Origin of the sequence: Orbus sasakiae, from assembly GCF_039542345.1 — a bacterium.
GTDB classification, from domain to species: domain Bacteria; phylum Pseudomonadota; class Gammaproteobacteria; order Enterobacterales; family Orbaceae; genus Orbus; species Orbus sasakiae.
The window spans coordinates 82,163-107,915 of the sequence record NZ_BAABHY010000005.1 but is presented as its reverse complement, the minus strand read 5'-3'; the positions used below and the strand labels follow the sequence as shown (position 1 = coordinate 107,915).

The window sequence follows — 25,753 nt, the reverse complement described above, 5'->3', positions numbered from 1 at the left end:
TTATTTTTTGACCTTCATAATCGGTGTTTTGCCTTCTTCAACAGAACCGGATAGTTTAATCAGTTCGTGAATGCTATCCATATTCGATATGACAACCGGCGTTAATACTGATTTGGCTTTACCTTCAAGTAGGGCTAAATCAAATTCAATAATGGTATCACCAGCTTTGACTTGTTGACCTTCTTCTGCAACACGCGTAAAACCTTCACCTTTAAGTTCTACTGTGTCGATACCGAAGTGGACAAAAAGTTCAATACCTTCATCGGATTCGATAGCAAAAGCATGGTTTGTTTCGAAAATTTTACCAATCTTACCGGATAACGGAGCAACAATTTTGCTTCCTTTTGGCTTAATTGCTACGCCATCACCAACGATTTTTTCTGCAAATACGACATCTGGAACATCTTCAATTTTAACAATTTCACCTGTAATTGGGGCTAAAACTTCAATGTAATTTTGATCATCATCAGAAACAAATTGTTTTAATTTATCGAATAAACCCATGGTTTTCTCCTAGCAAACTTGCTTTTCAGCCGTAAACTTTTCAAGTAAATCAGTAATTTCTTTAGCCGTTGCTTTTTGCAGCGCTTCATCAGCCAGCTTTTTCGCTTCGCTAAAGTTAGTATTACGAATGATTTTCTTAATTTTTGGAATTGAGATTGAGCCCATACTAAACTCATCTAAGCCCATACCGAGTAACAATACGGTTGCGCGCTCATCACCACCAAGCTCACCACACATACCTGTCCATTTACCTTCTTGATGCGATGCATCAATCACATTTTTGATTAAGTTTAACACAGATGGTGACATTGGATTGTAAAGATGTGAAATCAATTCATTACCACGGTCAACCGCTAATGTGTACTGTGTTAAGTCATTAGTACCGATACTTAAGAAGTCAACTTCTTTGGCTAAATGACGCGCAATAACTGCTGCTGATGGTGTTTCAACCATAACACCAATCTCGATGTTTTCGTCAAACGCTTTACCTTCCGTTTTTAGTTGCTCTTTAAGAATATTTAATTCCGATTTTAAGATTCTGACTTCTTCAACCGAAATGATCATTGGGAACATGATACGTAATTTACCGAACGCGGATGCACGTAAAATCGCACGTAATTGAGCATGTAAAATGTCTTTTTTATCCATACCAATACGGATTGCACGCCAACCTAAGAAAGGGTTTTCTTCTTTTGGTAAATGCATGTAAGGCACATCTTTATCGCCACCGATGTCCATAGTACGAACAATAACCGGTAAACCATTGGTTGCTTCAGCCACTTCTTTATAAGCTTTGAATTGTTCATCTTCATTTGGATACGCATCACGATCCATGAATAAGAACTCAGTACGGTAAAGACCAACACCTTCGTAACCATTACGCTCAGCACCAGCAATATCACGCACGGTACCGATGTTTGCACACACTTCAACTTGGTGGCCATCTAATGAAATAGCGGGTAAGTCTTTTAATTTAGCAAGCTCTTCTTTATCTTCAAGATATTGTTTTTGAACTTGTTTTAATTTTTCGACAGTTTTGTCGTTTGGATTAATATAAATTTTGTTATTAATCGCATCTAAAACAATAAAATCACCTTGTTTGATCGCTTTCGTTGCATTGGTTGTACCAACGATAGCTGGAATCTCAAGTGAACGAGCCATGATTGATGTGTGTGAGGTACGACCACCGATATCAGTGATGAAACCTAACACCATTTCTAAATTTAACTGTGCGGTTTCTGATGGCGTTAAGTCTTTAGCAACTAACACACACGGTTCTTTGATCGCACTTAAATCAACGATTTCCATGCCAAGCACGTTTTTAAGTAAACGCTTACCGATATCACGAATATCAGCGGCACGTTCTTTTAAGTATTCATCATCAAGACCTTCTAACTCTTTTGCCTGTGCTTCAAATACTGAATGCACCGCAGAATCCGCCGCAGTATGTTTGGTTTTGATGCGTGTGATCACTTCACTCTCAAGATCTTCATCTTCAAGTAGCATGATATGACCTTCAAAGATTGCGGCTTTATCTTCACCTAACGTTGTTTTAGCACGTTCCATAATGGCGTGTAATTGTTGGCTAGATTTTTCACGAGCGTCTTTAAAACGAGCAATTTCTGCATCAATTTTATTATCTGGAATTGGTCTAGTATTAAGAACAATTTCATCTTCTTTTAATAGTAAGGCTTTTGCAAATGCAATACCTGGGGAAACGAGTATACCTGAAACCATAATATTGATCCTTATCTGATGATATTACAGAGATTTAACATTTTTAATTCGGTGGGGGGTTATTCTAGCTCTGGAATGAGCTTCACTAGATGGTCTATGGCTTCTTTTTCATCTTCGCCATCTGCAATGATGGTGATTACGGTGCCTTGTGTTAAACCAAGTGTTTGTAATTTAAATAAACTTTTAGCACTGGCACTTTTGCCATTAGATGTAACAGTGATTTCTGAATTAAATGCTTTTGCTTCTTTTACAAACTGAGCGGCAGGACGAGTATGTAGACCGTTTGGCGCTGTGATTGTAACATCTTGCTTATACATATTAATTTACCCCTAAAAATTATTATAAATTGTGCCCAATATAAATAAATTTGGACAAAAAAACCAGTTAGTTTTTTGCTCTAATCTGGTAATTGGTTATTTTCAATTAGTCCGCTATTATGGCGAGGAATTTAAATTGAGACAAGTATAATTATTAATTGATTGTATTATATCAATTAATTCTATTTAATATCGTCGATTTTTAACTTTTTAGCGTTAAGGTATTGGGATTAAATTCACTTTTTGATGTATCATTTTATCTACTTTGGTATGACCAAACTTTGCCGTATTGTTGTTGATTAACGTCAATAAACCGTTTCATTTTACATGCATCAATATAAAACAAATGTGTTAACGACAACCGTCATGAAAGTCGCTAAAATTAGTGATAAACTGATACTAAAGATGTCTCGAACCCATTAACATGTCATCACGTTATTTTAGATAGTAAAAGATGGATCTGTTGAATAGATTAAAAGTTAGATGAGCAATCAATATGAAACAAGCACTATGGCCCCAATTAATTGAATTAGTAAAACAACACGTAAAACCTGCTTTAGGCTGTACTGAACCTGTTTCAGTCGCGTTAGCCAGTGCGATTGCGCGTCATCATTTATCAATGACACCCGATCATATTGACGTGAAACTATCTCCCAATCTTTACAAAAACTGTATGGGCGTTATTGTGCCAGGTACAGGCGTTGCGGGCGCGAATATTGCGGCGGCTGTGGGGGCGCTAGGCGGCAATCATGAGGGGGGGCTTGAAGTATTAAAAGATCTTTTACCGCAAACGGTTGAGCACGCTAAGGCGCTAGTTGCCGCCGACAAAGTGAGTGTTTCGATTGCCAACGATTGCCATAAAGCTTTATATGTTGAAGTCACCCTGACCGCTAATGGTCAAACGGCGCTTGTTATCATTGAAGATGGCCACATTAATGTCACTACCATTAAACGCAATGATAAAACGATTTTTGCACTTGCTGAAAAAGCCGCCATTGAGTCGTGTGATTTAATTAAAAGCCAGGGCATCAGCTTTAAAGATATTTTTGAGTTCTCGCTTCATGTGCCATTTGACGATATTGCCTTTATTTTACAAGCAAAAACGCTCAATAATCGCTTATCAGAAGAAGGCTTGCAAAACGTGTATGCCATGCAAATTGGTAAAAACTTACAAGCCCAGCAGCAAACAGGGTTATTAGATTCAGGTTTATTAAGTAATATTATTATTCGCTCATCGGCAGCTTCTGATGCGCGTATGGGCGGCGCCGTTTTCCCTGCAATGAGTAATTCTGGATCAGGTAATCAAGGTATTGCCGCGACCATGCCTGTTGTGGTCGTTGCTGAAAAGTTTGCGGCAAATGACGATGAGAAACTGGCTCGTGCTTTAATCTTATCGCATCTTTCAGCTATTTATATTCACTTAAAATTACCTGCGCTTTCGGCTTTTTGTGCAGTGAGTACGGCATCAATGGGTGCGGCTACCGCGATTGCATGGCTCATTACCGGTAAATATGATGTAGCAGAAAAAGCAATTACCAATATGATAGGTGATATTTCAGGGGTTTTTTGTGATGGCGCATCAAGTAGCTGTGCATTAAAAGTTTCCACTGCGTCAGCAACGGCTTATAAAGCGGTACTCCTTGCGATGAATAATAGTGTTGCTACCGAAAGCGATGGGATTGTGTCACAAGATATTGAAAGCACCATTAACAATTTATGTTATATCGCAAGTCAAGGTATGCAACACACTGATCAATTAATTATCCAAACGATGTACGAAAAGCATAAATCAAAGCAACAACCGGTTTAATTGATCGGGAATGAGGGTGTATTTTATCACAAAATACAGGGGTTAATTTGAACGGTGATTCGGGTTGATTTATCGCAAAATAGCCCAATAGTGTTTTATATATAAGCAATCGAACCGATTTTTTAAAAAATATGCTGGACAAAATATAGAGAAATGCGTAATATTGCGTCCTGCTTATATGGTGGCTATAGCTCAGTTGGTAGAGCCCTGGATTGTGATTCCAGTTGTCGTGGGTTCGAATCCCATTAGCCACCCCATTAAGCCTAACGGCGAGTAGCGCAGCTTGGTAGCGCAACTGGTTTGGGACCAGTGGGTCGGAGGTTCGAATCCTCTCTCGCCGACCAATTTAGAAGAAACCGACGTAAGTCGGTTTTTTTGTACCTAAAATTCATCAGGATGAGAACCTCCGAAGGAGGTTGACAAATCGTAGGAACGATTTGCACAACACGAAGTGATGCTCATAGGGCGAGTATCATGGATGATACGAGTGAATCCTCTCTCGCCGACCAATTTAAAAGAAACCGACGTAAGTCGGTTTTTTTACGTCCACATTTTATTTAGACGCAAACAAATTGGGGTTTGTTGCGCCTTATGATTTTCAATATTAATCTAGTCATAATGTTTAGGATGGATAGTATTTGTTAGATAAATACTATTATCATCTTTATTTATCATCCCTTGATGTCTGACAGTATAAACAAAAGAGAATATTGCAGAGCGGGTAATTTGTAATAACTGCTCTAAGTGCTTAATAAATTCACTCTCTTTGATAAATATAATATCTTTCATGTAATTATATGATTTATAAATATCATTTGGTTTCTCTGTTCTATACACTACTAGAAACTCATGTTCTAATTTGTTTCTCCATTTTTTGAAAAAGCTTAATTCTCCTTCTTTTTTTTCATTTAAGTCAGTAGCTATGCTGTATAAAGCGAGTAAACCTGGAGATTTTATTTTCTCAAATAATGCTCTTCTATTGTTTCTATCTAGTTGCCAGAAATTTTGAAAATATATTTTTTTATCTTTGGATGGATATAGGTCATATAATTCACAAATAGCCACACCAATTTTATCCAAAATACCAAAACATAAACGAAATGCAGACCGTAATTTCTCTACTTTAATACCAAGCAATTCATCGTTGTATAATTCAGCAAAGTAAGATTCATTAGATATTACATAATCTTCTTCATGATCATGATAATACTCACGATACAGTTGTCGGGCAAAAATAAATTCTGATTTCAAACGATTTAAAACAGTTTCCATTGGAGCAACAAAGTCCCCAACAATGCCTTCTGTTGTCATTGGAATTGTTAAGTTATCTTTAGAACTACCAATACAAGGACAATATAAACTATGTTTAGAAAGTGTTAGTTTTTTTATTAAAGAAAATTTTCTATACTCACTTAGTTCATTATATTCTTTGGTTGTCATCTCATCATCTAATAAATCACTTTCATCTTCTGTAAGTGATTGTTGAGATTCAGTTATTTTTTTTATCCATTGCTCTTCTTGTGATGCCCATGAGATTTTCCACTGAGGCGGAACCGAATTTGAATTTAAAGCATTTGAAAATCCTTTTTTAATTTCTTTTAACATTTTGATAGAGTAGGTATTTGATATCATATTCAACATTATTAAAGCATCAGAGCGGTTAACCCAAGCTTGAGGTATGTCTAAATTTAAAGAGATAACTTCATCATAATATTTTATAGATTCAACAAGACGAAATTGTTTTTTTAATGCATTAGCTAAATTAACGAGATGCTCTGCCTTTTCTGAATTAGAACTAGTAACAGACTTCCAATAGTAATTTTTTAATTCAACAAGTTCTTCTATGGATGCGAAATCGTTATCAAAAGGGAAGCTAACGCTAATAAGGCTTGCTTTTGCATTTGCAAAATTGTAATAAAAATCACTTTCACCAATAATTTCAATGAAATTCTCTTTATTATCTTTCATCAAATTGAAACCTATTCTTGAGGCTTCTATATTTTTCCCCATCGAGCCAAGGTCTACGAAAAAACCTGCTATATTTGATAATAATGTATAGTAAATAGATTCTTTAGTTTCAATATTATTTAGTGTATTAAGTGACTCTTTTAATAAATTAAAAGCATTATTAAATTCCCCTCTATCGATAAGGTCTGAACAATACTGTATTTTTTCAACAAATTTTTTGTCTATTTTCATATTAAAATTTCCATTTGTTCATATTCTTATTAAATTGGTTCATTAATATAATGTTAAGAATACAATTCTGACTATAATTATATGAATAATATACGAATCAACATAATTTATAAATGTTTTCCACATATCGTTCAAGACGATCACCATGATCCAAATCTATGGAAAATAAAGCCTTTTTCTTCATAGTGCCTTAAAGCTCTTTGAATATCTATTTGCGTTATCTAATCGAGAACGAGTGGTTTGCTTGGTCTACGTTTTTAATCAAACACTCCCCTAATGGCTGATCAGTGATAATCGTTGATTCTGTCCACCTACATGGCCGTTACCCATTTTAAAATAGAGCGAATAGCCGTGATTTAATTTTCAGTTCATATATCAAATTCATTATAAAAAACAATTAGAATCAAACGTTTCGTGAGTAAGATCACAAAATTAAATCTTTATTAAAATTTTACTTTTTAAATTATTTATAACAATGTTAGTGTAATGACCAATTATTGGATTGTTACTGTTTATCAAGGATATACAGGCAAAACCTAAATTCCTCACTGTAGTAAGGGATTTAGGTTTTTTTTTGCCTTAAAAATAGGATGCGCAATGAAAAAAGGACAATTTGCCAAATTACAGATGACGCTAACGGCGAGTAAAAGCCTGATTTTTCATTTTATATATGATGTCAGCACTAGCGGTTTGGCAACGCGATTTTGCACAACATGGCAGGTCGTGACAATGAAAGCCCAGCAAGCGGTGCGTTTGAATCATCCGTTTGATGTGGATTGCAATACGTCTCATCCCGTTGAGCAACGCATGACTATGAATCAGCCGCCTGTTGGCGTTGATCAGTTACTTTCCCCGATTCACCCAATCATTATAACAACCTGAGATCTCAGTCATTTTAATTATTAATAAGGAATAAATATGGATAATATAAAAAACATAACAACCCCATCAATCATGACTAAACGGAGCAAGCCCAGACGAATTATTGTATTAATGCTATTGGGGTTGGCTTACCCAACATTTGCTTGGTCAGCAACCAATCAGGATTTAGAAGAACGCATTGCGTTATTGGAACAAAAATTATTAAGCTTAGCTAGCGAGTCAGTTGAGTTAAAAAAACAACTGATTGAATCAAACAAACAGATCACGTTACTTAGTCAGCAACAAAAACACGATAATGTCACACCAGCACCAAAAGCGCTGGTAAAAAGTCAGCAAAATATCAGCCCTTCTTTGCAATCAACACGTGATGTTAACAATCATGCTGTGGATCAGTCACACGTTGTGACGTTAATTGACGATTCAGCCAATGGGATAACAACACAAGCTAATGATGGTGCAACCTATAGCGGCCACTCACCAACACCATCAAGAGCAATAACGTTAACGGATTTTAAAAACTACTTAAAAGAAGAACTGGGCTTTTCATACACAGGATATTTCCGCGCGGGCTGGGCAACCTCAACTAATGGTAAACCGGTTAATTACGCTGAAGGTGCATTAGGGCGTTTTGGTAATGAATACAGTGGTTGGTATGATTTGCGTTTTGCACAAAAGGTTTACGACCAAGATGGCCGACGTGTTGATGCTATTGTGATGATTGATGGTAATGTGTCTACAGCGAAATCATCGGGTTTATTTAATACCCAAGATGATAACTATATGCAATTCTCTGATGTGTATTTATCCACACAAGGTTTTGTGCCGAACTTCCCAGAAGCCAACTTATGGGTTGGTAAGCATAATTTACCTAATTACGAAATCCAGATGCTGGATTGGAAAACACAAAAAACCCCAGTCGGCGGTGGTGTTGGTATCGAGAAAATGAAACTTGGGATCGGTGAGTTGGATATGGCGCTGACCAGAGCCGATGTTGATACTCAAAACGATGACGTGAATGTGAATGAACTTGAATTGCGCTACCGTGATATTCCACTATGGCAAGATGCCACATTGGGCATTACCGGGCGTTATTCAATGGCAAATAAATCGTCTAACCAAGATAACCTAATCGTCAAAAATGCGTGGTTAGCGGGGTTGATTTTCCGTCAAAATAATTTCTTCAATGGCTTTGAAGAGTTGACATTACAAGTTGCAAATAACTCGGTAGCGAGCCAATTAGCCAACATTAATACCAACAATCCGACATTCTCGTCGAATGGTAATGACTATTTTGGTGAGCATACTGGCGGTACCGCGTACCGTATTGTGTCTCAAGGTGAAGCGTATCTTGCCGATAATGTGATTATGGCACATGCGATGGCGTTAACAACCGGTCATGATGTTTATTCGTATGATATGAAAACGGCACACACCGATTTTTATAGCTTTAAATCTGCGATTCGACCCGCTTATATTTGGAATCAGTATAATCAAACAGGGATTGAGTTAGGTTACTTCCAACAACGCAATGAAGTCAATAGCCGTAAATATAAAGAGCAAGGTTATAAAACAACATTATTCCATTCATTTAAAGTGGGTGAAAGTATCTTAAATTCACGTCCAGATATTCGTTTCTATGCGACTTACTTACGCATTTTGGATAATGAAATTAGTCATTCACAATTAAATGGTAAAGATCATCAGATCAGTGTTGGTGTGCAAACTGAAGTATGGTTTTAGTGCTTACTGTGTTGGGTAAATGACGTTTATTGTTTAAAACGTGATTTGTAAAATGCTTGGCGTGCATTTAAATGATTTAAATGCACGCCTTTTATTTTAGTCATCACTTTTCAAAGAAGGTAAATGTACGTTAATCACCTTGACACGATTACTTTAAATACGAGCGCAAAATACCAATCAACAGATCCGTTTCAGATTGGCGCTGTTCACGAGAAATATCATCAAGATTAAGATGCTCTTGAATATGGCCCTCTAACACTTCCATCATTAAACCGTTTGTTGCCCCGCGAATCGCGGCAATCTGTTGCAAAATCGACGCGCATTCGCTGCCTTTTTCTAATGCCTTTTCTAATGCTTCGGTTTGGCCTTTGATGCGCCTAACGCGAGTTAATAGCTTTTTTTGGTATCGAATCGTGTGTGACATCATGAGCTCCAATTTACATCGATAATATACTGGGGTATAGTATATAAAAATATCAGGAGTCACCGTCAATGTCAATGGAACACAATATCAGCCCAAATCAACATTCGCATATCTTTAATGAAGGTAATCCACTTGCTGAGAAGAAAACCAAACTCGCCGTATTATTAACGGTCATTATGATGATCGCCGAAATTAGTGGCGGTTATCTTTTTAATTCGATGGCATTATTAGCGGATGGCTGGCATATGAGTTCACATGCATTAGCATTAGGTATGTCAGTATTAGCATATGTGTTTGCAAGGCGCTATTCGCGTGATGTTCGTTTTACCTTTGGCACATGGAAAATTGAAATTTTAGGCGGCTATACCAGCGCAGTATTATTGGTGCTCGTTGCTGTATTAATGTTGTTTCAATCGGTTGAACGATTAATTAATCCGAGTGACATCCATTATAACCAAGCAATCAGTATCGCGATTTTAGGTTTGGGGGTGAACTTGATGTGTGCCTGGTTATTAAAAGGCAATGATCACCACCACCATCACCATGATGAACATCATCATCACGACCACCAAGATCTTAACCTGCGCGCGGCTTATGTCCATGTGTTGGCTGATGCTGCAACGTCAATTTTGGCGATTATCGCGTTATTTGCAGGCAAACTATGGGGAGCATTATGGCTTGACCCGGTGATGGGGATTGCGGGTGCCGTGCTTGTTTCGGTGTGGGCATATGGTTTAATCCGCGATTCCGGTAAAATTTTGTTAGATGCTCAAATGGATGCCCCAGTAGTACAAGAAATCAAAGATGTGATCGAACACAGTGCGGTGCAGGCCACATTATCGGATTTGCATGTGTGGCAAGTGGGGCGGGGTCAATATGCATGTATTATTGTGCTTGATAGTGATGACAAGGTGTCAGCGGATTACGTTAGGCAATTATTAGCTATTCATGAGGAGTTAGTGCATATTACCGTTGAAATTAATCGCACGTCGCCCATACCTAATCGATAACCTACCGCGCATTATCTGACTGATGATGCGCGTATTTTTTACACTATAATTGCCTATTATGATAATTATTTAACGAAAACTAGCGCGGCTTATTGGCTAAGTTTTTGCGTGCTTGTACACGTGCTATCGCGTCGGCAATCTGCTGTTTACGCAGATCTTGAGTATTGGGTGATGGCGTATGGACCATCACCGGATTTTCGATTTTAATGGCGATGGGTTTAGTGGCTGATAAGCGATGCTGTTTTTGCATTTTTAACTGCTGCTCACGCTCGGCCGTCATCGGTTGATGAGGGGTTTTCAAACTGATGCAATCTGTCGGGCATGCATTAACGCACTCTTCGCAAGATGTACACAGTTGTGGGATAATCGTATGTAAAACATGCTTTGCACCCACGATAGCATCGGTGGGGCAAACGCGAATACATTTGCCACAGCCAATACAGTTACTTTCATCAACAAACGCGGTAAATATCTGAGTCATTAACTTAATCCAACAATATTACCATTATCATCAATATCAATATGACGATAAGAGGGATTGGTTCCCAGTCCCGGCATGGTCATGATATTACCTGCATAGACACGAATAAATCCTGCGCCTGCAGAAACAGCAAGGTGGCTAATATCGATATCAAAATTGGTTGGGACATTTTTAAGGTTAGGATCGGCACTGATTGACATCGGCGTTTTCGCCATACATAGCGGTAAATGATCCAATTTTAACTGCTCAATATCGGCAATATCTTTTTGTGCTTGCGCAGATAAGTTGGCTTTATTTGCACCGTATTTTTTTGCCATGAGCTGGATTTTATCGGCTAATTTATCCTGATCTTGATACGGTAATTTGACTTGGCTTGCTTGTTCACAGGCTTTAACGACATGTTGTGATAATGCTTGTGCACCGAGTCCCCCTTTCATAAAGACTTCACTGACTTCACAAGCAAATGCACCTTGTTGTAACGCATATTGCTGTAAGAAGGCGAGTTCTTCATCACTATCATGAGGGAAACGGTTAATGGCAACAATCACTGGCATGCCATAGCTTTTTGCATTTTGAATGTGCCAGCCTAAATTGGCCGCCCCGATTTTGAGTAATTCAACATTTGATTCAGAAATCTCTTTTGGAATCGGTTGCCCCGGTTTAATGTTGTATTTACCACTATTGGATTTCAAGCTACGTACCGTCGCCACGAGCACCACACATGATGGGGTGATCCCTGATTGGCGATATTTGATATTAAAGAATTTTTCCATTCCCATATCAGATCCAAAGCCTGCTTCGGTCACAACATAATCCGCTAAAGGGAGTGCAACACGATCAGCAATGACCGATGAATTGCCGTGAGCAATATTAGCAAATGGCCCAGCATGGATTAATACAGGCGTGTTTTCAACCGTTTGCATCAGGTTTGGATTGATGGCATTTTTAAGTAGAACGGTCATGGCTCCGGCGACTTCAAGATCTTCTGCGGTAATGATATTACCGTCAGTATTATACGCAAGAATAACGCGACCAATACGTTTACGCATATCATGTAAGTCGTTAGCTAAAGCCAAAATGGCCATTAATTCAGAGGCAGCTGTGATTTCAAAGCCGTCGCTACGTTCAACGCCATTGAGTCCACCACCGACACCTACTGTGATATGACGTAAAGCGCGGTCGTTGTGGTCCATTACGCGTTTCCAAATAATTCGATTTTTATCGATATTTAAGCGTTTTAAACCCGTTTGCGCGGTAAAGTCTTCACCAAGACGTTCTTCATGATAAAGTCTTGAATCCAGCGCGGCCGAGGCTAAATCATGGGCCGCTGTGATTGCATGGATATCACCCGTTAAATGTAAATTTAGGGTTTCCATGGGTAACACTTCAGCTAGCCCACCACCCGCAGCACCACCTTTGACGCCAAATACGGGCCCTAGGCTTGGTTGACGAATGCAGGCAATGGCTTTTTTACCAATATAGTTTAAGCCTTCGCTAAGGCCAATTGTATTGACGGTTTTACCTTCACCTAAGGGGGTTGGTGTGATGGCAGTCACCAGGACCAGTTTACCTGCTGGCTTATGTTTATTCGCTTCAATAATCGATAAATCAACTTTTGCAACGTATTTGCCATGAGGAATTAAATATTCATTATCGATACCACATTTTTGCGCTATTTGTTCAATAGCCAGCAATTGATCAGACTTTGTCATAATGGTTTTCTCATATTAAAGGAATAAAATAAAGCACATAGGTCGCATAGTATAATAAAAATTGGCGCAAGATTCTAATAACAAATGCAATATTGATAATTTGAGATCAAATTGACTTTCAATATTATCGTTTATAGACTAGCGACGGGAGAAAGGTCTTTTTAAAACTCACCATTCGATGATGCAATTAATAATAAAAAAGAGAATAATCATGGATATACTAAAAAATACACACTATGTGCCAAGTCATCAATACCAATTATCATCTGCAATTTTATTTACACTATTCGGTGTCATTCTCGCTATCCCGGTTGGTGCAATATATGCGGTGATATCTAATTACTCACCCATTATTATTTTAGATCTTGTTTTAATCGTGGGGCTGGTTTTTGTGCTCGGTTATATCATTCGTCAATTGATTGAACGGGCAAAAAGCCGTAACCGCATAGTGAATATGGTCATGGCCATATTGGTTGGCTTATCGGCCTATTATGCCAATCTTGTCATGTTTATTACACTGCAATTTGAACCGGGCTCTGACTTTATATTCTACTGGTTAGAACTCTACATTGATCCGATGGCAATATACCACATTATGTTAGAAGACATTATTCCTTACCGTGAAATCACGATCACCAGTTCAAGTAGTGGGCGACGCAGCAGTGGCTTAGTGATTTCAGAAGGATTACTCGCATTGGTGTATTTTGTTGAATTGATTGGGTTTTTAGCACCAACCGTCCTTGCCACAAAAGTGAACTATTTTTGTGAAAGTTGCCAGCAATGGTACAAAACGTTTTCATTTATTACACGAGATGATGAAGCGTTGACGCAGCAACTATCTAACCGTCAAGTTGGTCACTATGCGGATGCTTTACAAGATGTGCAATTTTACAAAAATCACAAAGTACTGGCCGCGACACTTGATGCTGACACCAAAAGTGTTAATGTGCTGACCTATGAATACAATCTATGTCCAGATTGTTTGCAACAGAGTATTTTAAATATCAAGCCTGCATTGTTGAAAAAAGAGAAAAAGAATTTTGTATTAAAACCACTGCGCAGTAAACCGTTGGCACAAGATGTGTATATTGATCGTCCAACGGATGAATTCTTTAACCGTTTGAAAAATAATTTATATTAATTTTCGGTCTTTTTAGAGACATTAATGGCAAAATAACCCGATTTATTTTGCCTTTTTTTTCTCAATTTTTACCTAGTATAAAGTAAAAAAATCGCTAAATTCATTACATTAAAGCTAAATCTGCTATGATATGAGATTATTTATTGTTTAGGATGACATGAATTATGGAATGGTTTTTACAATACATTGTTTTTTTAGCACAAACAGTGACCGTTGTTATTGCAATTTTAGTGGTATTTCTGTTTATTTTGGTTCAACGAAAAAAATCAGCACCGCAAGGTAGCCTTGAGATCAAAGATTTAACACTTGAGTATCAAGATGTGAAAGAGAATATGCAGCTTAGCATCATGAGCGAAGCTGAAGCCAAACAGTTTCATAAAACCCAAAAGAAAACCAAAAAACGGGAAAAGAAACAGGCTAAGCAAGCACAAAAAATCCCGACTCAAGCGCAAGATACGGATGCAGATAACCCGCCAGAAAAATCAACCTGTTATGTCTTATCATTTAATGGCAGTGTCGATGCCCACGAAGTTGAAGATTTAAGGCAAGAAGTCAGTGCGGTGTTATCTGTAATTAAACCGCAAGACAAGGTTGTGTTAAAACTTGAAAGTCCTGGCGGAGTCGTACATGGGTATGGTCTTGCCGCGTCACAACTGATGCGCTTTAGACAACGGGATATTCATTTAACTGCGATTGTCGATAAAGTTGCCGCAAGTGGGGGGTATATGATGGCATGTACCGCTAATAAAATTATTGCCGCGCCATTTGCGATTGTGGGATCGATTGGCGTGGTTGCCCAAATTCCAAATTTCCATCGCTTACTGAAAAAGAACGAAATTGATGTTGAGCTACAAACTGCTGGACAATATAAGCGCACCTTAACCATGTTTGGTGAAAACACAGAAGAAGGTCGTAAAAAATTCCAACAAGAATTGGAAGAAACTCACCTATTATTTAAAGATTTTGTGGCCGAGAATCGACCTAATTTAAATATTGATGAGGTTGCAACCGGTGAACATTGGTTTGCACTGCAAGCCAAAGATAAAGGGTTAGTCGATGAGATCGGCACCAGTGATGATGTGATTTTGTCGATGATTGAGCAACATAAAATTATTGCCGTCAAATATCAAAGACGCAAGAAATTAGCTGACCGATTTGCGAAAAATGTGGTGAGCGGCGTTGAAAAACTGTTTTTTAGAAATAGTCGTACCATTTACTAAGGTCGTGAGTATAAGATGTCGCAAGATACGGTATTGTTAGAACAATTTTTAGATTCGTTGTGGCTTGAGCGCAATCTGGCCGACAATACCATTGCGTCTTATCGTTTAGATTTACAAGCGTTAACGAAAGCATTTTCTGATCTTGGTGTGACATTTTTAACGGCACAAACGATGCACTTACAGGATTTTTTATTGCAGCGCGTTGAAGAAGGTTACAAAGCAACCAGTTCAGCGCGCTTATTAAGTGCCATTAAGCGCTTATTTCAATACCTTTATCGTGAAAAATACCGTGAAGATGATCCATCAGCCTCGTTATCGTCACCTAAATTACCCAAGAACTTGCCGAAAGACTTAACGGAATCACAGGTAGAAGCCCTGTTACAATCGCCAAATACAGAAGACCCACTTGAAATCCGTGATAAAGCGATGCTCGAATTACTGTATGCAACTGGGTTACGTGTATCAGAACTGGTTGGCCTTGAACTGAATGATGTCAGTTTAATGCAAGGGGTTGTGCGCATTATTGGTAAAGGGAACAAAGAACGCTTAGTCCCGTTAGGGGAGGAGGCCGTTTATTGGTTAGAATATTATTTAAAATATAGCCGTAATGATCTGCTAAAAGCGGGCCCCACTGATACGCTATTCCCGAGTCGGTTAGGCAATAAGATGACGCGGCAGACGTTCTGGCATCGAATAAAATATTATGCAATACTAACGGGCATTGATACGCAAGCATTATCGCCCCATGTTTTACGCCATGCATTTGCAACGCATTTACTTAATCATGGCGCTGATTTACGTGTTGTGCAAATGTTACTTGGGCACAGCAGTTTATCAACAACACAAATTTATACTCATGTAGCAACCGAGCGTTTAAAACAGCTACATAGAAAACACCATCCACGGGCGTGATTAGCGCAAATGAAGACACACAATAGGACTCATTTAATGAAAAAACTAACGATCACTTTAAGCATATTATCAAGTTTATTAATCGGCCAAGCTCACGCATCAGATGCGGATATTATGTCGACTCTCGAAAAACTCGGTTACAGCAAAGAGAATATCCAAATCACCAATACGCCAGTTGATAGCATGAAAAGCGTGACCACGCCAGACGGTGTGTTTTATGTGACTGAAGATGGTAAATTTTTAACACAAGGCCCAATTTATGATATGCGTGGTGCTACACCACAAAATATCGCTAATGCGGACAATTTAAAATTAATCTCAACGATTGAAAAAGACGCGATTGTTTATCAAGCGAAAGATGAAAAATACGCGATTTATGTCTTTACGGATTATACCTGTAGCTATTGTAAAAAATTGCATCAAGAAATCGACAGCTATCTTGATTTAGGTATTTCGGTTCACTATTTTGCGTTCCCACGACAAGGTCTGGATTCACAAGTGGCTAAAGATATGCAGTCGATCTGGAGCACTAAAGATCGTAAAGAAGCTTTCGATAATGCTTATAAAGGCGGTAAAATTTCACCCGCATCAAGCATGGTGCCTTATGTTCAAATGCAATTCAATGTGGGACGTAAATTAGGTATTTCAGGTACGCCAGCCATTATTTTACCTAATGGTCAGCTATTATCCGGTTATGTACCAGCAAATGAATTAATTAACATTCTCAACAGAAATAGCAAATAATCATTTTGATTTGTGATAAATTAAATAATAGAGCTTGATAACAAATTGATAGCTCTATTTTCATAATGATTAAAGATTAAGTAGATTATGAGCGATATTGTAATAAAGCAGCGAGCCGTTCCCACAAAAGACATTCAATTAACATCGATCAATCATCCTTTGTTAGAACGTATCTATATTGCGCGGGGCATTACCTCGGCTGAACAGTTAAACCATTCAACTCAAGCGTTACTCAATTATGGGCAGTTATCCGGCGTGGATAAAGCGGTTGAGATTCTGTATCAAGCAGCAGTAAATGAAAAACGCGTTTTAATCGTTGGTGATTTTGATACTGATGGGGCAACCAGTACGGCATTAATTGTGACCGCCTTAAATCAGTTTGGGATTAAACATGTCAGTTATATTATTCCGGATCGGTTTGAAGATGGCTATGGGCTGAGTGTATCCGTCGTAAAAAGGGCACTTGAAAAGCAAGCTGATTTAATTATTACGGTTGATAACGGTGTGTCTGCGGTTGAGGCTGTTACATTTGCAAAACAGCATAATATTCAAGTAATTATTACCGATCACCATTTAGCGCCAGATGTGTTACCTGATGCCGAGGCGATTATTAATCCCAATTTACCACATTGCCCGTTCCCATCAAAATATTTAGCGGGTGTGGGGGTTACATTCTATTTTATGCTTGCTTTCCGAGCGCATTTAAGGGCGCATGATTGGTTTAATCAACGCCGATTGAAAGAGTATAACCTAGCCAATCTACTTGATTTAGTGGCATTAGGAACCATCGCAGATGTGGTTGATCTCGACCAAAATAATCGCATATTAGTGCAGCAAGGATTGGCGCGAATTCGAGCTGGTTGCTGCTGTGCAGGCATTAAAGCGCTCGTTGCGATTACCAAAAAGAATTTACAACGCATCACGTCGCTGGATTTATCGTATTACTTATCTCCACGCATTAATGCTGCAGGCAGAATGGAACACATGTCATTAGGGGTTGAATTACTGTTAGCAAAAGACGACCAAAATGCCTATGAGTCTGCCGAAATTCTTGAAAACCTTAATATTGCCCGTAAAAATGTTGAGCAGAATATGCATCAAGAAGCCTTGGCATTTATTCAACAGCTTGAACAGCAAACCGATGTCGTACCCAATAGTTTTGTGATTTATCACCCAGAATTTCATCAAGGGGTGATTGGCGTACTGTCTTCTCGAATTAAAGAGCGATTTTACCGCCCCGTGATTTCATTTGCGCGAACCGACGATGGTTACTTAAAAGGGTCAGGGCGCTCTGTGAATGGAATTCATTTACGCGATATTTTAGAACGGGTTAATTTGCGTGATAACAAACTGATTGTATGCTTTGGTGGGCATGCGATGGCCGCAGGTTTAACCATCGCAGAGCAAGACTTGGCCACCTTTACTCAGTACTTTACCGAAGAAGTGGCAAATGTACTCAATAATATTGCGTTAGAAAATGTGGTTGAAACCGATGGTGTCGTTGAAAAAGCATTTTTAAATCTTACAACGGCAAAACTCTTAAAAGACAGCGGACCCTGGGGAGCAAGTTTTCCTGAGCCAGTCTTTGAAGGCGAGTTTAGAGTACATCAACAAAAATTGATTGCTGAAAAACACCTCAAGTTAGTATTAGAGCCACTTGATGGCGGCCCATTAGTTAACAGTATCGTGTTTAATATTGATCGCGGCGTATGGCCCGATCAGTCAGTCAAAAAAGTCAAAATTGTTTATAATCTTGAAATGGACGAATTTAGAGGAAATCAGAGTCTCTCGTTGTTAGCAAGACATCTTTGGGCAATCGATTAAGAAGTAGTACTCAAGATAAATTTGAATGAGTATAATAAGCTTAATAATGATATAACAAGAAAAAAGGAAATAACAATGCACATTCATATTCTGGGTATTTGTGGTACGTTTATGGCAGGAATTGCACTGATTGCTCGTTCATTAGGGCATAAAGTCACGGGATCAGATAAGAACGTTTACCCGCCAATGAGCACGCTACTTGAAAAAGAGCAAATCCAAATTATTGAGGGCTATGACCCAAGCCAATTGTCGCCAGTGCCTGATTTGGTGATTATCGGTAATTCGTTATCACGCGGTAATCCTTGCGTTGAATATATTCTTGATAACAATATGAATTATATTTCAGCACCGCAATGGTTACACGATAATGTTCTTAAAGACCGTTGGGTCATTGCTGCCGCTGGTACACATGGTAAAACGACGACAGCGGGCATGGTCAACTGGATTTTAGAGCAGTCTAATTATCAACAAGGCTTTTTAATTGGTGGTGTACCAGGTAATTTTGAGGTCTCTGCGCGCCTTGGTGAAGGTAACTTCTTTGTGATTGAAGCGGACGAATACGATTCGGCGTTTTTTGATAAACGTTCGAAATTTATGCATTATTGCCCTAAGACATTGATTTTAAATAATCTTGAATATGATCATGCTGATATTTTTGATGATTTAAGCGCAATTCAAAAACAATTTCATCATTTAGTTCGATTAGTGCCAAGTAAAGGATTAATCATTTCGCCGCAAGATGACGTTAACTTGAAACAAGTCTTAGCTAAAGGCTGTTGGAGTGAACAAATTCAAACCGAGTCAACAACCGGTTGGAAAGCTCAAAAAATCAGTAATGACGCAAGTCAATTTAATGTGTATCTGAATAATCAATTAGTGGGTGAGGTGAATTACCAACTGGTTGGTGAACATAATATGCATAATGCGCTAATGGCAATTGCCGCCGCGCGTAACGTGGGGATTCCAATTGAAGATGCGTGTAAGGCTTTATCTTCATTTAATAATGCTAAGCGACGTTTAGAGTTATATGGGCAAGTCGATAGCGTGCAGTTATATGACGACTTTGCTCACCATCCAACCGCTATTTTAGCGACACTTGAAGCCTTACGCAGTAAAGTGGGCTCGAACAAGCGAATTTTAGCCGTCCTTGAACCCCGCTCTAACACCATGAAACTGGGGGTGTGTAAAGATGAAATCGCGCCTTCATTAGGACGTGCAGATGAAGTCTTTATCTATCAACCCGAACATTTACCTTGGTTAGTTTCGGATGTTGTCGATGAGTGTATTCAGCCTGCCCACTGGTCGGGTGACATTGATTTATTGGTTGATATGATTACTAAAACGGTCAAACCAAATGATGTCATCTTAGTGATGAGTAATGGCGGTTTTGGCGGTATCCATAAAAAAATTATTGATAAACTGCTTAAAGAAAAAGCGAAAGCACAAGAGAAATTATAACGGGCTTAAACCGTTCTCATTAGACGGCAAACCACATGGTTAGGAGCTAGATATGGAACGACTTGTTACCGCACATGAAATGCAGCAGTTTGATGCTTATACTATTAACAAGGTCGGTTTACTGTCCTTGGTATTGATGGAACGAGCTGCGTTAGCCTGTCTTACCCAGCTTGAACAGCAATCCATCAATTTAAGACATGTCGCCGTATGTTGTGGTTACGGTAATAATGGTGGCGATGGCATTGCCATTGCCCGTCTACTCAAACTCAGAAATATTGATGTAACCCTCTATTTGATTGGCGATCCAACGCGAAGCACTGCCGAAGTGGTCAAGCAGCTCAACATTGCCAAAGCTTATCACGTTCCCATTATGACGACATTACCTAACGATTTGAGTCAGTATGATGTGCTGATTGATGCCTTATTTGGGGTCGGCTTATCGCGTGATATTGATGGTGATTTTGCAGCAATGATTCATACGATAAACCAAAGCGGTGCTTTTGTGATGTCGGTAGATATGCCATCTGGGATTTCGGCTGATACTGGCCAAATATTAGGCGTTGCCGTTAAAGCTGACATGACAGTGGCGCTTGCTTATAAAAAGCTAGGCTTAGTGCTTTACCCAGGGGCGCAGTATGCTGGCAAAGTGATGTTGGCGGATATCGGGATTTATGCAAATCCGTCTCAGGCAAGTTATTACAGCTATTTACCGTGTGACCTCGCTGAAAAATTGCCTAAACGCGCTGACTATGCCAATAAAGGGACATTTGGCAAAGTGCTGGTTATAGCAGGGTCGAACCATATGAGTGGGGCAGCGTATTTTTCAGCTAAAGCGGCTTATCGAACAGGGAGCGGCTTGGTGCACATTTACACGCCACACGCCAATCGTGATATTTTATCAACACAATTACCTGAAGCATTAATCAGCACTTATCAACCAGACCATATTGATACGTCAAAACTGAGTGAACTTATTCAGTGGGCAAACGTTATTGTCGTAGGTCCAGGTATGGGGGTGAGTGCGGCAACTCAGCAGATCTTAACGCAGCTTTTAGCCATGGCAGACCAACCTATCATCATTGATGCAGATGGCTTAAATGTGTTAGCTCAAGATTTAACATTGTTGGATAAACACCGCGGCCCCATCTTTGTTACCCCACATTTAGGTGAAATGGCGCGTTTACTCAATACTAACATCAAGGGGATCGCAAGCCATTTAGTCGCTTCAGCCATGCAGTTTAGTCAACATCATCAAGTGACCTGTATTTTAAAAGATACACGCACCGTCATTACGTCTGCAGATAATTGTGCTGTCTATATTAATCAAAGCGGGAATAATGGCATGGCGACAGGCGGGAGTGGGGATGTCCTAACCGGTATTTTAGCAGGTCTAATTGCACAAGGAATTGACCTTGATATTGCCGCCCCAGTGAGTGTTTACTTACATGGTTTAGCCGGTGATCATGCTGCTAAAAAGCACGGTCAATATGCGATGCTCGCCAGTGATATCATTGAGCACTTGAGCGATGTCATGACACAATACACATAATTTTTTTATGGATTTGTATAACGAAGCACCAACTGCCATCATTTATCCGAAATAGCAGTGATTTATATCGCTAGCTGTGGTAAAATGGCAGTGATTTTTATAACTTTATGATTAAATAAACTTTTTTATAAAAAATATTATGTTTTTACTCAGAGCGTCAACATTTGTATTTTACATCTCGTCTATCTTAGCTGGTGAATTCCACTGGCGGTCTAAGCTTTAGCTCATTTATTACCTCATTTTTAATGACCGATTTCGATTAGCGATCATAATCTTATTTGATCATTACAATAATTCGCTATTGAAATCCTTTTCTCATTGAATGAATTAAGGAACTATCATGATTTATCGATTATTTTTATTATTAGCTATTATTTTTGAAATTACAGGTACCGTTTCCATGAAATATGGTAGTGATCATGGCGGATATTTTGGTCATGCCATCATGTATATTGCAATTACCTGTTCCTATATTTGTTTAGCCATTGCGGTTAAACGTATCGCATTAGGGGTGGCTTATGCACTCTGGGAAGGTGTTGGTGCATTGTTTATCACTTTCTTTAGTCTGGTTTTATTTGATGAACCAATGAGTGTATTAAAAGCGATTGGCTTAGTCATTTTATTAATTAGTATTGGTCTGGTCGAGTCAGGATCAAAAAAACCAAAAAAGACGGTTGTGCCATCTAAAGCAGGAGGTACAGTATGTTAAATTTTGATTGGTATCACTTTTCATTTTTATTGCTTGCGGCAGTGTTAGATATTGTGGCAAATATTTTCTTAAAATACTCTAACGGTTTTAAACGCATGGGCTTTGGTATTTTATCGATTGTGTTTGTGCTAGCTGCGTTTAGCTGCTTAGCAGAAGCCGTCAAGGGCATTGATTTATCCGTTGCTTATGCACTATGGGGCGGTTTAGGTGTTATTGCAACGGCGACTGCCGGTCTGATTTTATTTGGTCAACAGCTTAATTGGCGTGGTTGGCTTGGTATGATTGGATTAATTATTGGTATGGCAATGATTAAACTTGCTTAACATAGAAAGGCCGAATGATTCGGCCTTTTTTATTGATGTTAAGATGATTATTTGATAACACGTTTATATTTAGCGCGTTTGGGTTCTAATGCTTCAGCACCCAGTGTCCGTTTTTTCCATTCTTCATATTCGGTGAAGTTACCTTCAAAGAATTCAACGTGACCTTCATCTTGATAGTCGAGAATATGCGTTGCAATACGGTCTAAGAACCAACGGTCATGGGAAATCACCAACGCACAGCCAGGGAACTCTAATAATGCATTTTCAAGTGCACGTAGCGTTTCAACATCGAGGTCATTGGTCGGTTCGTCAAGTAATAGTACGTTACCCCCCACTTGCAGTAATTTTGCTAAATGAACACGTCCACGTTCACCACCCGACAATTCACCCACGCGTTTTTGTTGATCAACCCCTTTAAAGTTAAAGCGACCAACGTAGGCACGGCTTGGGATCTCGAAGTTACCAATACGCATAATATCTTGACCGTGTGAGATTTCATCCCAAACGGTTTTTTTGTCATCCATGCTATCACGGAATTGATCGACGGAGGCCAGTTGTACTGTTTCACCTAGACTAATATTACCTGAATCGGCTTGTTCTTTACCCGATAACATTCTAAATAGGGTTGATTTACCAGCACCATTTGGCCCGATGATTCCAACTATTGCCCCTTTGGGAATGCGAAATGAAAGATCATCAATTAAGACACGATCACCATAAGATTTGGTCAAGTGCTCAACCTCAATCACTTTATCACCCAATCTTTGCCCTGTTGGAATAAACAGTTCATTGGTTTCATTACGTTTTTGATATTCACTACTATTAAGTTCATCAAATCGTGCAAGACGTGCTTTGCTTTTTGCTTGACGACCTTTTGGATTTTGGCGAACCCACTCAAGCTCTTTTTCAATCGATTTACGGCGTGCTGATTCCGTTGACGCTTCTTGTGCCAAGCGCTGATCTTTTTGTTCAAGCCAAGATGAGTAGTTACCTTCCCAAGGAATACCTTCACCACGGTCAAGCTCTAAAATCCAGCCTGCTACGTTATCTAAGAAGTAACGGTCATGGGTAACCGCTACAACGGTACCTTCATAGTCGTGTAAGAAGCGTTCAAGCCATGCAACCGACTCGGCATCCAAGTGGTTGGTTGGCTCATCAAGGAGTAGCATGTCTGGTTTTTCAAGTAACAAACGGCATAGTGCGACGCGGCGACGTTCCCCCCCAGATAAATGCTCAATTTTGGCATCCCAGTCTGGTAAACGCAAGGCATCAGCAGCGCGTTCTAATTGGCTATTGAGGTTATGCGCATCATGGGTTTGAATGATGGCTTCAAGTTCGGCTTGCTCTTTCGCGAGTTTATCAAAATCCGCATCCGGTTCTGCGTAAGCCGCATAAACTTCATCAAGACGAGTTAGTGCATTTTTCGCTTCACCCACCGCTTCTTCTACAGCTTCACGTACGGTTTGCTCTGGATTGAGTTTAGGTTCTTGTGGTAAATAACCAATACGTAATCCCGCTTGTGGTACTGCTTCACCTTCGATCTCCGTATCTAACCCTGCCATGATTTTAAGCAAGGTTGATTTACCTGAACCATTAAGACCCAAAACGCCGATTTTTGCGCCATGGAAAAAACTTAACGAGATATTTTTAAGGATATAGCGCTTAGGTGGAACAATTTTGCCCACTCGATTCATTGTAAAAACATATTGTGCCATTGTGTTTTCCTGTCGTTAACATGACAATTGATGGCGTATATTGTAGCCATTTCGCCATTTGAATCTAGTAATATTTTATTATAAATTATTTATCGGTTTTTAAATAATAAAGCCAAATGAATATGCCAAGACAAGCCAGTACACAACCTGCACTGACCACAGCCAACCAACCATAGTGCGCAAATAAATAGGTTGAACTTAATGACCCGAGCATACCACCCGTAAAATAACTCAGCATATAACCGGCATTCATGCGAGTTCGGATTTCAGGCTTACCTTGGTAAATGGCATTCATACACGAAACATGGGTCACTTGCACGGCCAAATCAATCAAAATGACGCCCACCACCAATGCAATAATGGATAGTTGCGCAAGCGATAACGGTAACCACGATACGAGTAATAATGCCAGTCCAATCGAGGTGACTAACCTGCCTTTGCCTTTATCTGATAGCTTGCCGACAATCGGTGAGCCCATTGCACCAGCTGCTCCAGCTAGGCCAAATAGCCCGATGATAACATCAGAATAATGGTACGGATCGGTGCTTAACAAAAATGCCAGTGGCGTCCAAAGTAATGAAAATAATGCAAAAGCGATACCCCCAATCAGGGAGCGAATACGCAGCACGCGTTCTTGATGATATAAACTAAAAATTGAGCCAATCAATGTCCAGTAATGAATGGTATTTTGATTCGAATAACGGGGGAGTGAAATACACAAGAGTATACTGACAATGCACATCATGGCGGCAGCAACTAAGTACACCATACGCCAATCTGCCATGCTCGATACGCTACCGGCAAATGTTCGAGCCAATAATATTCCCAGTAGCATGCCACTCATTAAAATGCCGACCACTTTGCCGCGTTGATTTGGTAAGGCTAGCGTTGCAGCAAAGGGAATGAGTACTTGAGCTACCGCGGAAAATAGACCCGCAATCGCGGTACCCAGCAATAACATGTTTTTTGAATAGGATAAGCCACTGATAATAAGACCTAATGTCGTTAATAGCATTAAAATCATAATCAGTTTTTTACGCTCAATTTTATCACCTAATGGTGCAATAAATAACAGGCCTAAGGCGTAGCTAAATTGTGCGGTTGTGACAATCACACCCGAGCCTTCCATTGAAAGCTGTAAATCTTGCGTGATGGAGTGTAATAATGGCTGAGCATAATAGTTACTGGCAACAGAAATCGCGACAGCCATTGCCATTAAGACTGTCAACCATAGCGATAATATAGGCGATTGTGATGTATTCATTTAATCAATATAATAATCAAGCATCACGGTATTATAATACATGGCACAACAAGTACAATTATATAAAATAACCGATAT

The 25,753-nt window shown here is 39.2% G+C and carries 22 protein-coding genes and 2 tRNA genes; 15 read left to right on the top strand and 9 right to left on the bottom strand.

Annotated elements, in window-relative coordinates:
* Genes crr through ptsH form a run of 3 tightly spaced genes read right to left on the bottom strand, consistent with a single transcriptional unit; the run spans position 1 to position 2,558 of the window.
* Positions 1–504: a PTS glucose transporter subunit IIA gene (gene crr / locus ABEA36_RS09675; RefSeq protein ID WP_345491563.1), complete on the bottom strand. Its 504-nt coding sequence runs from the start codon at positions 502–504 to the stop codon at positions 1–3.
* A 9-nt stretch (positions 505–513) separates the two neighbouring features.
* Entirely contained in the window at positions 514–2,241 is a 1,728-nt protein-coding gene (gene ptsI / locus ABEA36_RS09670; protein ID WP_345491561.1) for a phosphoenolpyruvate-protein phosphotransferase PtsI, read from the bottom strand.
* A gap of 59 nt (positions 2,242–2,300) precedes the next feature.
* Positions 2,301–2,558 (bottom strand): phosphocarrier protein Hpr, encoded by a 258-nt coding sequence (gene ptsH, locus ABEA36_RS09665; protein ID WP_345491559.1) that lies wholly within the window; start codon positions 2,556–2,558, stop codon positions 2,301–2,303.
* A gap of 496 nt (positions 2,559–3,054) precedes the next feature.
* On the opposite strand from ptsH, the gene ABEA36_RS09660 reads away from it, so the two are divergent.
* The 3 genes from ABEA36_RS09660 (at position 3,055) to ABEA36_RS09650 (ending at position 4,712) form a co-directional block, all read left to right on the top strand.
* Positions 3,055–4,368, top strand: coding sequence for an L-cysteine desulfidase family protein (locus ABEA36_RS09660; RefSeq protein WP_345491557.1), 1,314 nt, complete (start codon positions 3,055–3,057; stop codon positions 4,366–4,368).
* Positions 4,369–4,549: 181 nt separating this feature from the next.
* Positions 4,550–4,625, top strand: a tRNA-His gene (locus tag ABEA36_RS09655).
* Between the two features lie 10 nt (positions 4,626–4,635).
* A tRNA-Pro gene (locus tag ABEA36_RS09650) sits at positions 4,636–4,712 on the top strand.
* Positions 4,713–4,977: 265 nt separating this feature from the next.
* Here the strand turns inward: ABEA36_RS09650 and ABEA36_RS09645 are convergent.
* Positions 4,978–6,567 carry an LA2681 family HEPN domain-containing protein gene (locus tag ABEA36_RS09645; RefSeq protein WP_345491555.1) on the bottom strand — a complete coding sequence of 530 codons (1,590 nt, stop codon included), beginning with the start codon at positions 6,565–6,567 and terminating at the stop codon, positions 4,978–4,980.
* 597 nt (positions 6,568–7,164) lie between these two features.
* Between ABEA36_RS09645 and ABEA36_RS09640 the strand changes: the two genes are divergently transcribed.
* Both ABEA36_RS09640 and ABEA36_RS09635 read left to right on the top strand, forming a co-directional pair.
* The gene (locus ABEA36_RS09640) at positions 7,165–7,449 is read left to right on the top strand and encodes a hypothetical protein (RefSeq protein WP_345491553.1); all 285 of its coding nucleotides are present in this window, start codon (positions 7,165–7,167) and stop codon (positions 7,447–7,449) included.
* 36 nt (positions 7,450–7,485) lie between these two features.
* Positions 7,486–9,189: a carbohydrate porin gene (locus ABEA36_RS09635; RefSeq protein WP_345491551.1), complete on the top strand. Its 1,704-nt coding sequence runs from the start codon at positions 7,486–7,488 to the stop codon at positions 9,187–9,189.
* 148 nt (positions 9,190–9,337) lie between these two features.
* Here the strand turns inward: ABEA36_RS09635 and ABEA36_RS09630 are convergent, their stop codons facing one another.
* On the bottom strand, positions 9,338–9,613 hold the full coding sequence (locus ABEA36_RS09630) for a metal/formaldehyde-sensitive transcriptional repressor (RefSeq protein WP_345491549.1): 276 nt from the start codon (positions 9,611–9,613) through the stop codon (positions 9,338–9,340).
* A gap of 68 nt (positions 9,614–9,681) precedes the next feature.
* On the opposite strand from ABEA36_RS09630, the gene dmeF reads away from it, so the two are divergent.
* Positions 9,682–10,623: a CDF family Co(II)/Ni(II) efflux transporter DmeF gene (gene dmeF / locus ABEA36_RS09625; RefSeq protein ID WP_345491547.1), complete on the top strand. Its 942-nt coding sequence runs from the start codon at positions 9,682–9,684 to the stop codon at positions 10,621–10,623.
* 79 nt (positions 10,624–10,702) lie between these two features.
* Here dmeF and ABEA36_RS09620 read toward each other — a convergent pair whose 3' ends face one another.
* Positions 10,703–11,104, bottom strand: coding sequence for an RnfABCDGE type electron transport complex subunit B (locus ABEA36_RS09620; RefSeq protein WP_345491545.1), 402 nt, complete (start codon positions 11,102–11,104; stop codon positions 10,703–10,705).
* Positions 11,104–12,816, bottom strand: a complete 1,713-nt coding sequence (locus tag ABEA36_RS09615; RefSeq protein WP_345491543.1) for a formate--tetrahydrofolate ligase — start codon at positions 12,814–12,816, stop codon at positions 11,104–11,106. The genes ABEA36_RS09620 and ABEA36_RS09615 overlap by 1 nt, the downstream gene beginning before the upstream one ends.
* A gap of 211 nt (positions 12,817–13,027) precedes the next feature.
* On the opposite strand from ABEA36_RS09615, the gene ABEA36_RS09610 reads away from it, so the two are divergent.
* From ABEA36_RS09610 to mdtI, 9 genes are all read left to right on the top strand, one after another.
* The gene (locus tag ABEA36_RS09610; protein ID WP_345491541.1) at positions 13,028–13,957 is read left to right on the top strand and encodes a hypothetical protein; all 930 of its coding nucleotides are present in this window, start codon (positions 13,028–13,030) and stop codon (positions 13,955–13,957) included.
* A gap of 164 nt (positions 13,958–14,121) precedes the next feature.
* Positions 14,122–15,177, top strand: a complete 1,056-nt coding sequence (gene sohB / locus ABEA36_RS09605) for a protease SohB (RefSeq protein ID WP_345491539.1) — start codon at positions 14,122–14,124, stop codon at positions 15,175–15,177.
* A gap of 15 nt (positions 15,178–15,192) precedes the next feature.
* Positions 15,193–16,089, top strand: a complete 897-nt coding sequence (xerD, locus tag ABEA36_RS09600) for a site-specific tyrosine recombinase XerD (RefSeq protein ID WP_345491537.1) — start codon at positions 15,193–15,195, stop codon at positions 16,087–16,089.
* Positions 16,090–16,125: 36 nt separating this feature from the next.
* Positions 16,126–16,833: a bifunctional protein-disulfide isomerase/oxidoreductase DsbC gene (gene dsbC, locus ABEA36_RS09595; protein ID WP_345491534.1), complete on the top strand. Its 708-nt coding sequence runs from the start codon at positions 16,126–16,128 to the stop codon at positions 16,831–16,833.
* Positions 16,834–16,920: 87 nt separating this feature from the next.
* Positions 16,921–18,657 (top strand): single-stranded-DNA-specific exonuclease RecJ, encoded by a 1,737-nt coding sequence (recJ, locus tag ABEA36_RS09590; protein WP_345491532.1) that lies wholly within the window; start codon positions 16,921–16,923, stop codon positions 18,655–18,657.
* 75 nt (positions 18,658–18,732) lie between these two features.
* A complete protein-coding gene (gene mpl / locus ABEA36_RS09585) occupies positions 18,733–20,115 on the top strand; it encodes a UDP-N-acetylmuramate:L-alanyl-gamma-D-glutamyl-meso-diaminopimelate ligase (RefSeq protein WP_345491530.1) in 1,383 nt (460 codons plus the stop codon).
* Positions 20,116–20,167: 52 nt separating this feature from the next.
* Positions 20,168–21,664, top strand: coding sequence for an NAD(P)H-hydrate dehydratase (locus ABEA36_RS09580; protein WP_345491528.1), 1,497 nt, complete (start codon positions 20,168–20,170; stop codon positions 21,662–21,664).
* A gap of 340 nt (positions 21,665–22,004) precedes the next feature.
* Complete coding sequence (gene mdtJ / locus ABEA36_RS09575) at positions 22,005–22,373, top strand: multidrug/spermidine efflux SMR transporter subunit MdtJ (protein ID WP_345491526.1); 369 nt, start codon at positions 22,005–22,007, stop codon at positions 22,371–22,373.
* Positions 22,367–22,696: a multidrug/spermidine efflux SMR transporter subunit MdtI gene (gene mdtI / locus ABEA36_RS09570; RefSeq protein WP_345491524.1), complete on the top strand. Its 330-nt coding sequence runs from the start codon at positions 22,367–22,369 to the stop codon at positions 22,694–22,696. The genes mdtJ and mdtI overlap by 7 nt, the downstream gene beginning before the upstream one ends.
* Positions 22,697–22,743: 47 nt before the next feature.
* Here mdtI and ettA read toward each other — a convergent pair whose 3' ends face one another.
* Together ettA and ABEA36_RS09560 are read right to left on the bottom strand one after the other, a co-directional pair.
* Positions 22,744–24,411 carry an energy-dependent translational throttle protein EttA gene (ettA, locus tag ABEA36_RS09565; protein WP_345491522.1) on the bottom strand — a complete coding sequence of 556 codons (1,668 nt, stop codon included), beginning with the start codon at positions 24,409–24,411 and terminating at the stop codon, positions 22,744–22,746.
* 85 nt (positions 24,412–24,496) lie between these two features.
* On the bottom strand, positions 24,497–25,675 hold the full coding sequence (locus ABEA36_RS09560) for an MFS transporter (protein WP_345491520.1): 1,179 nt from the start codon (positions 25,673–25,675) through the stop codon (positions 24,497–24,499).
* Between the last annotated feature and the right edge of the window lie 78 nt (positions 25,676–25,753).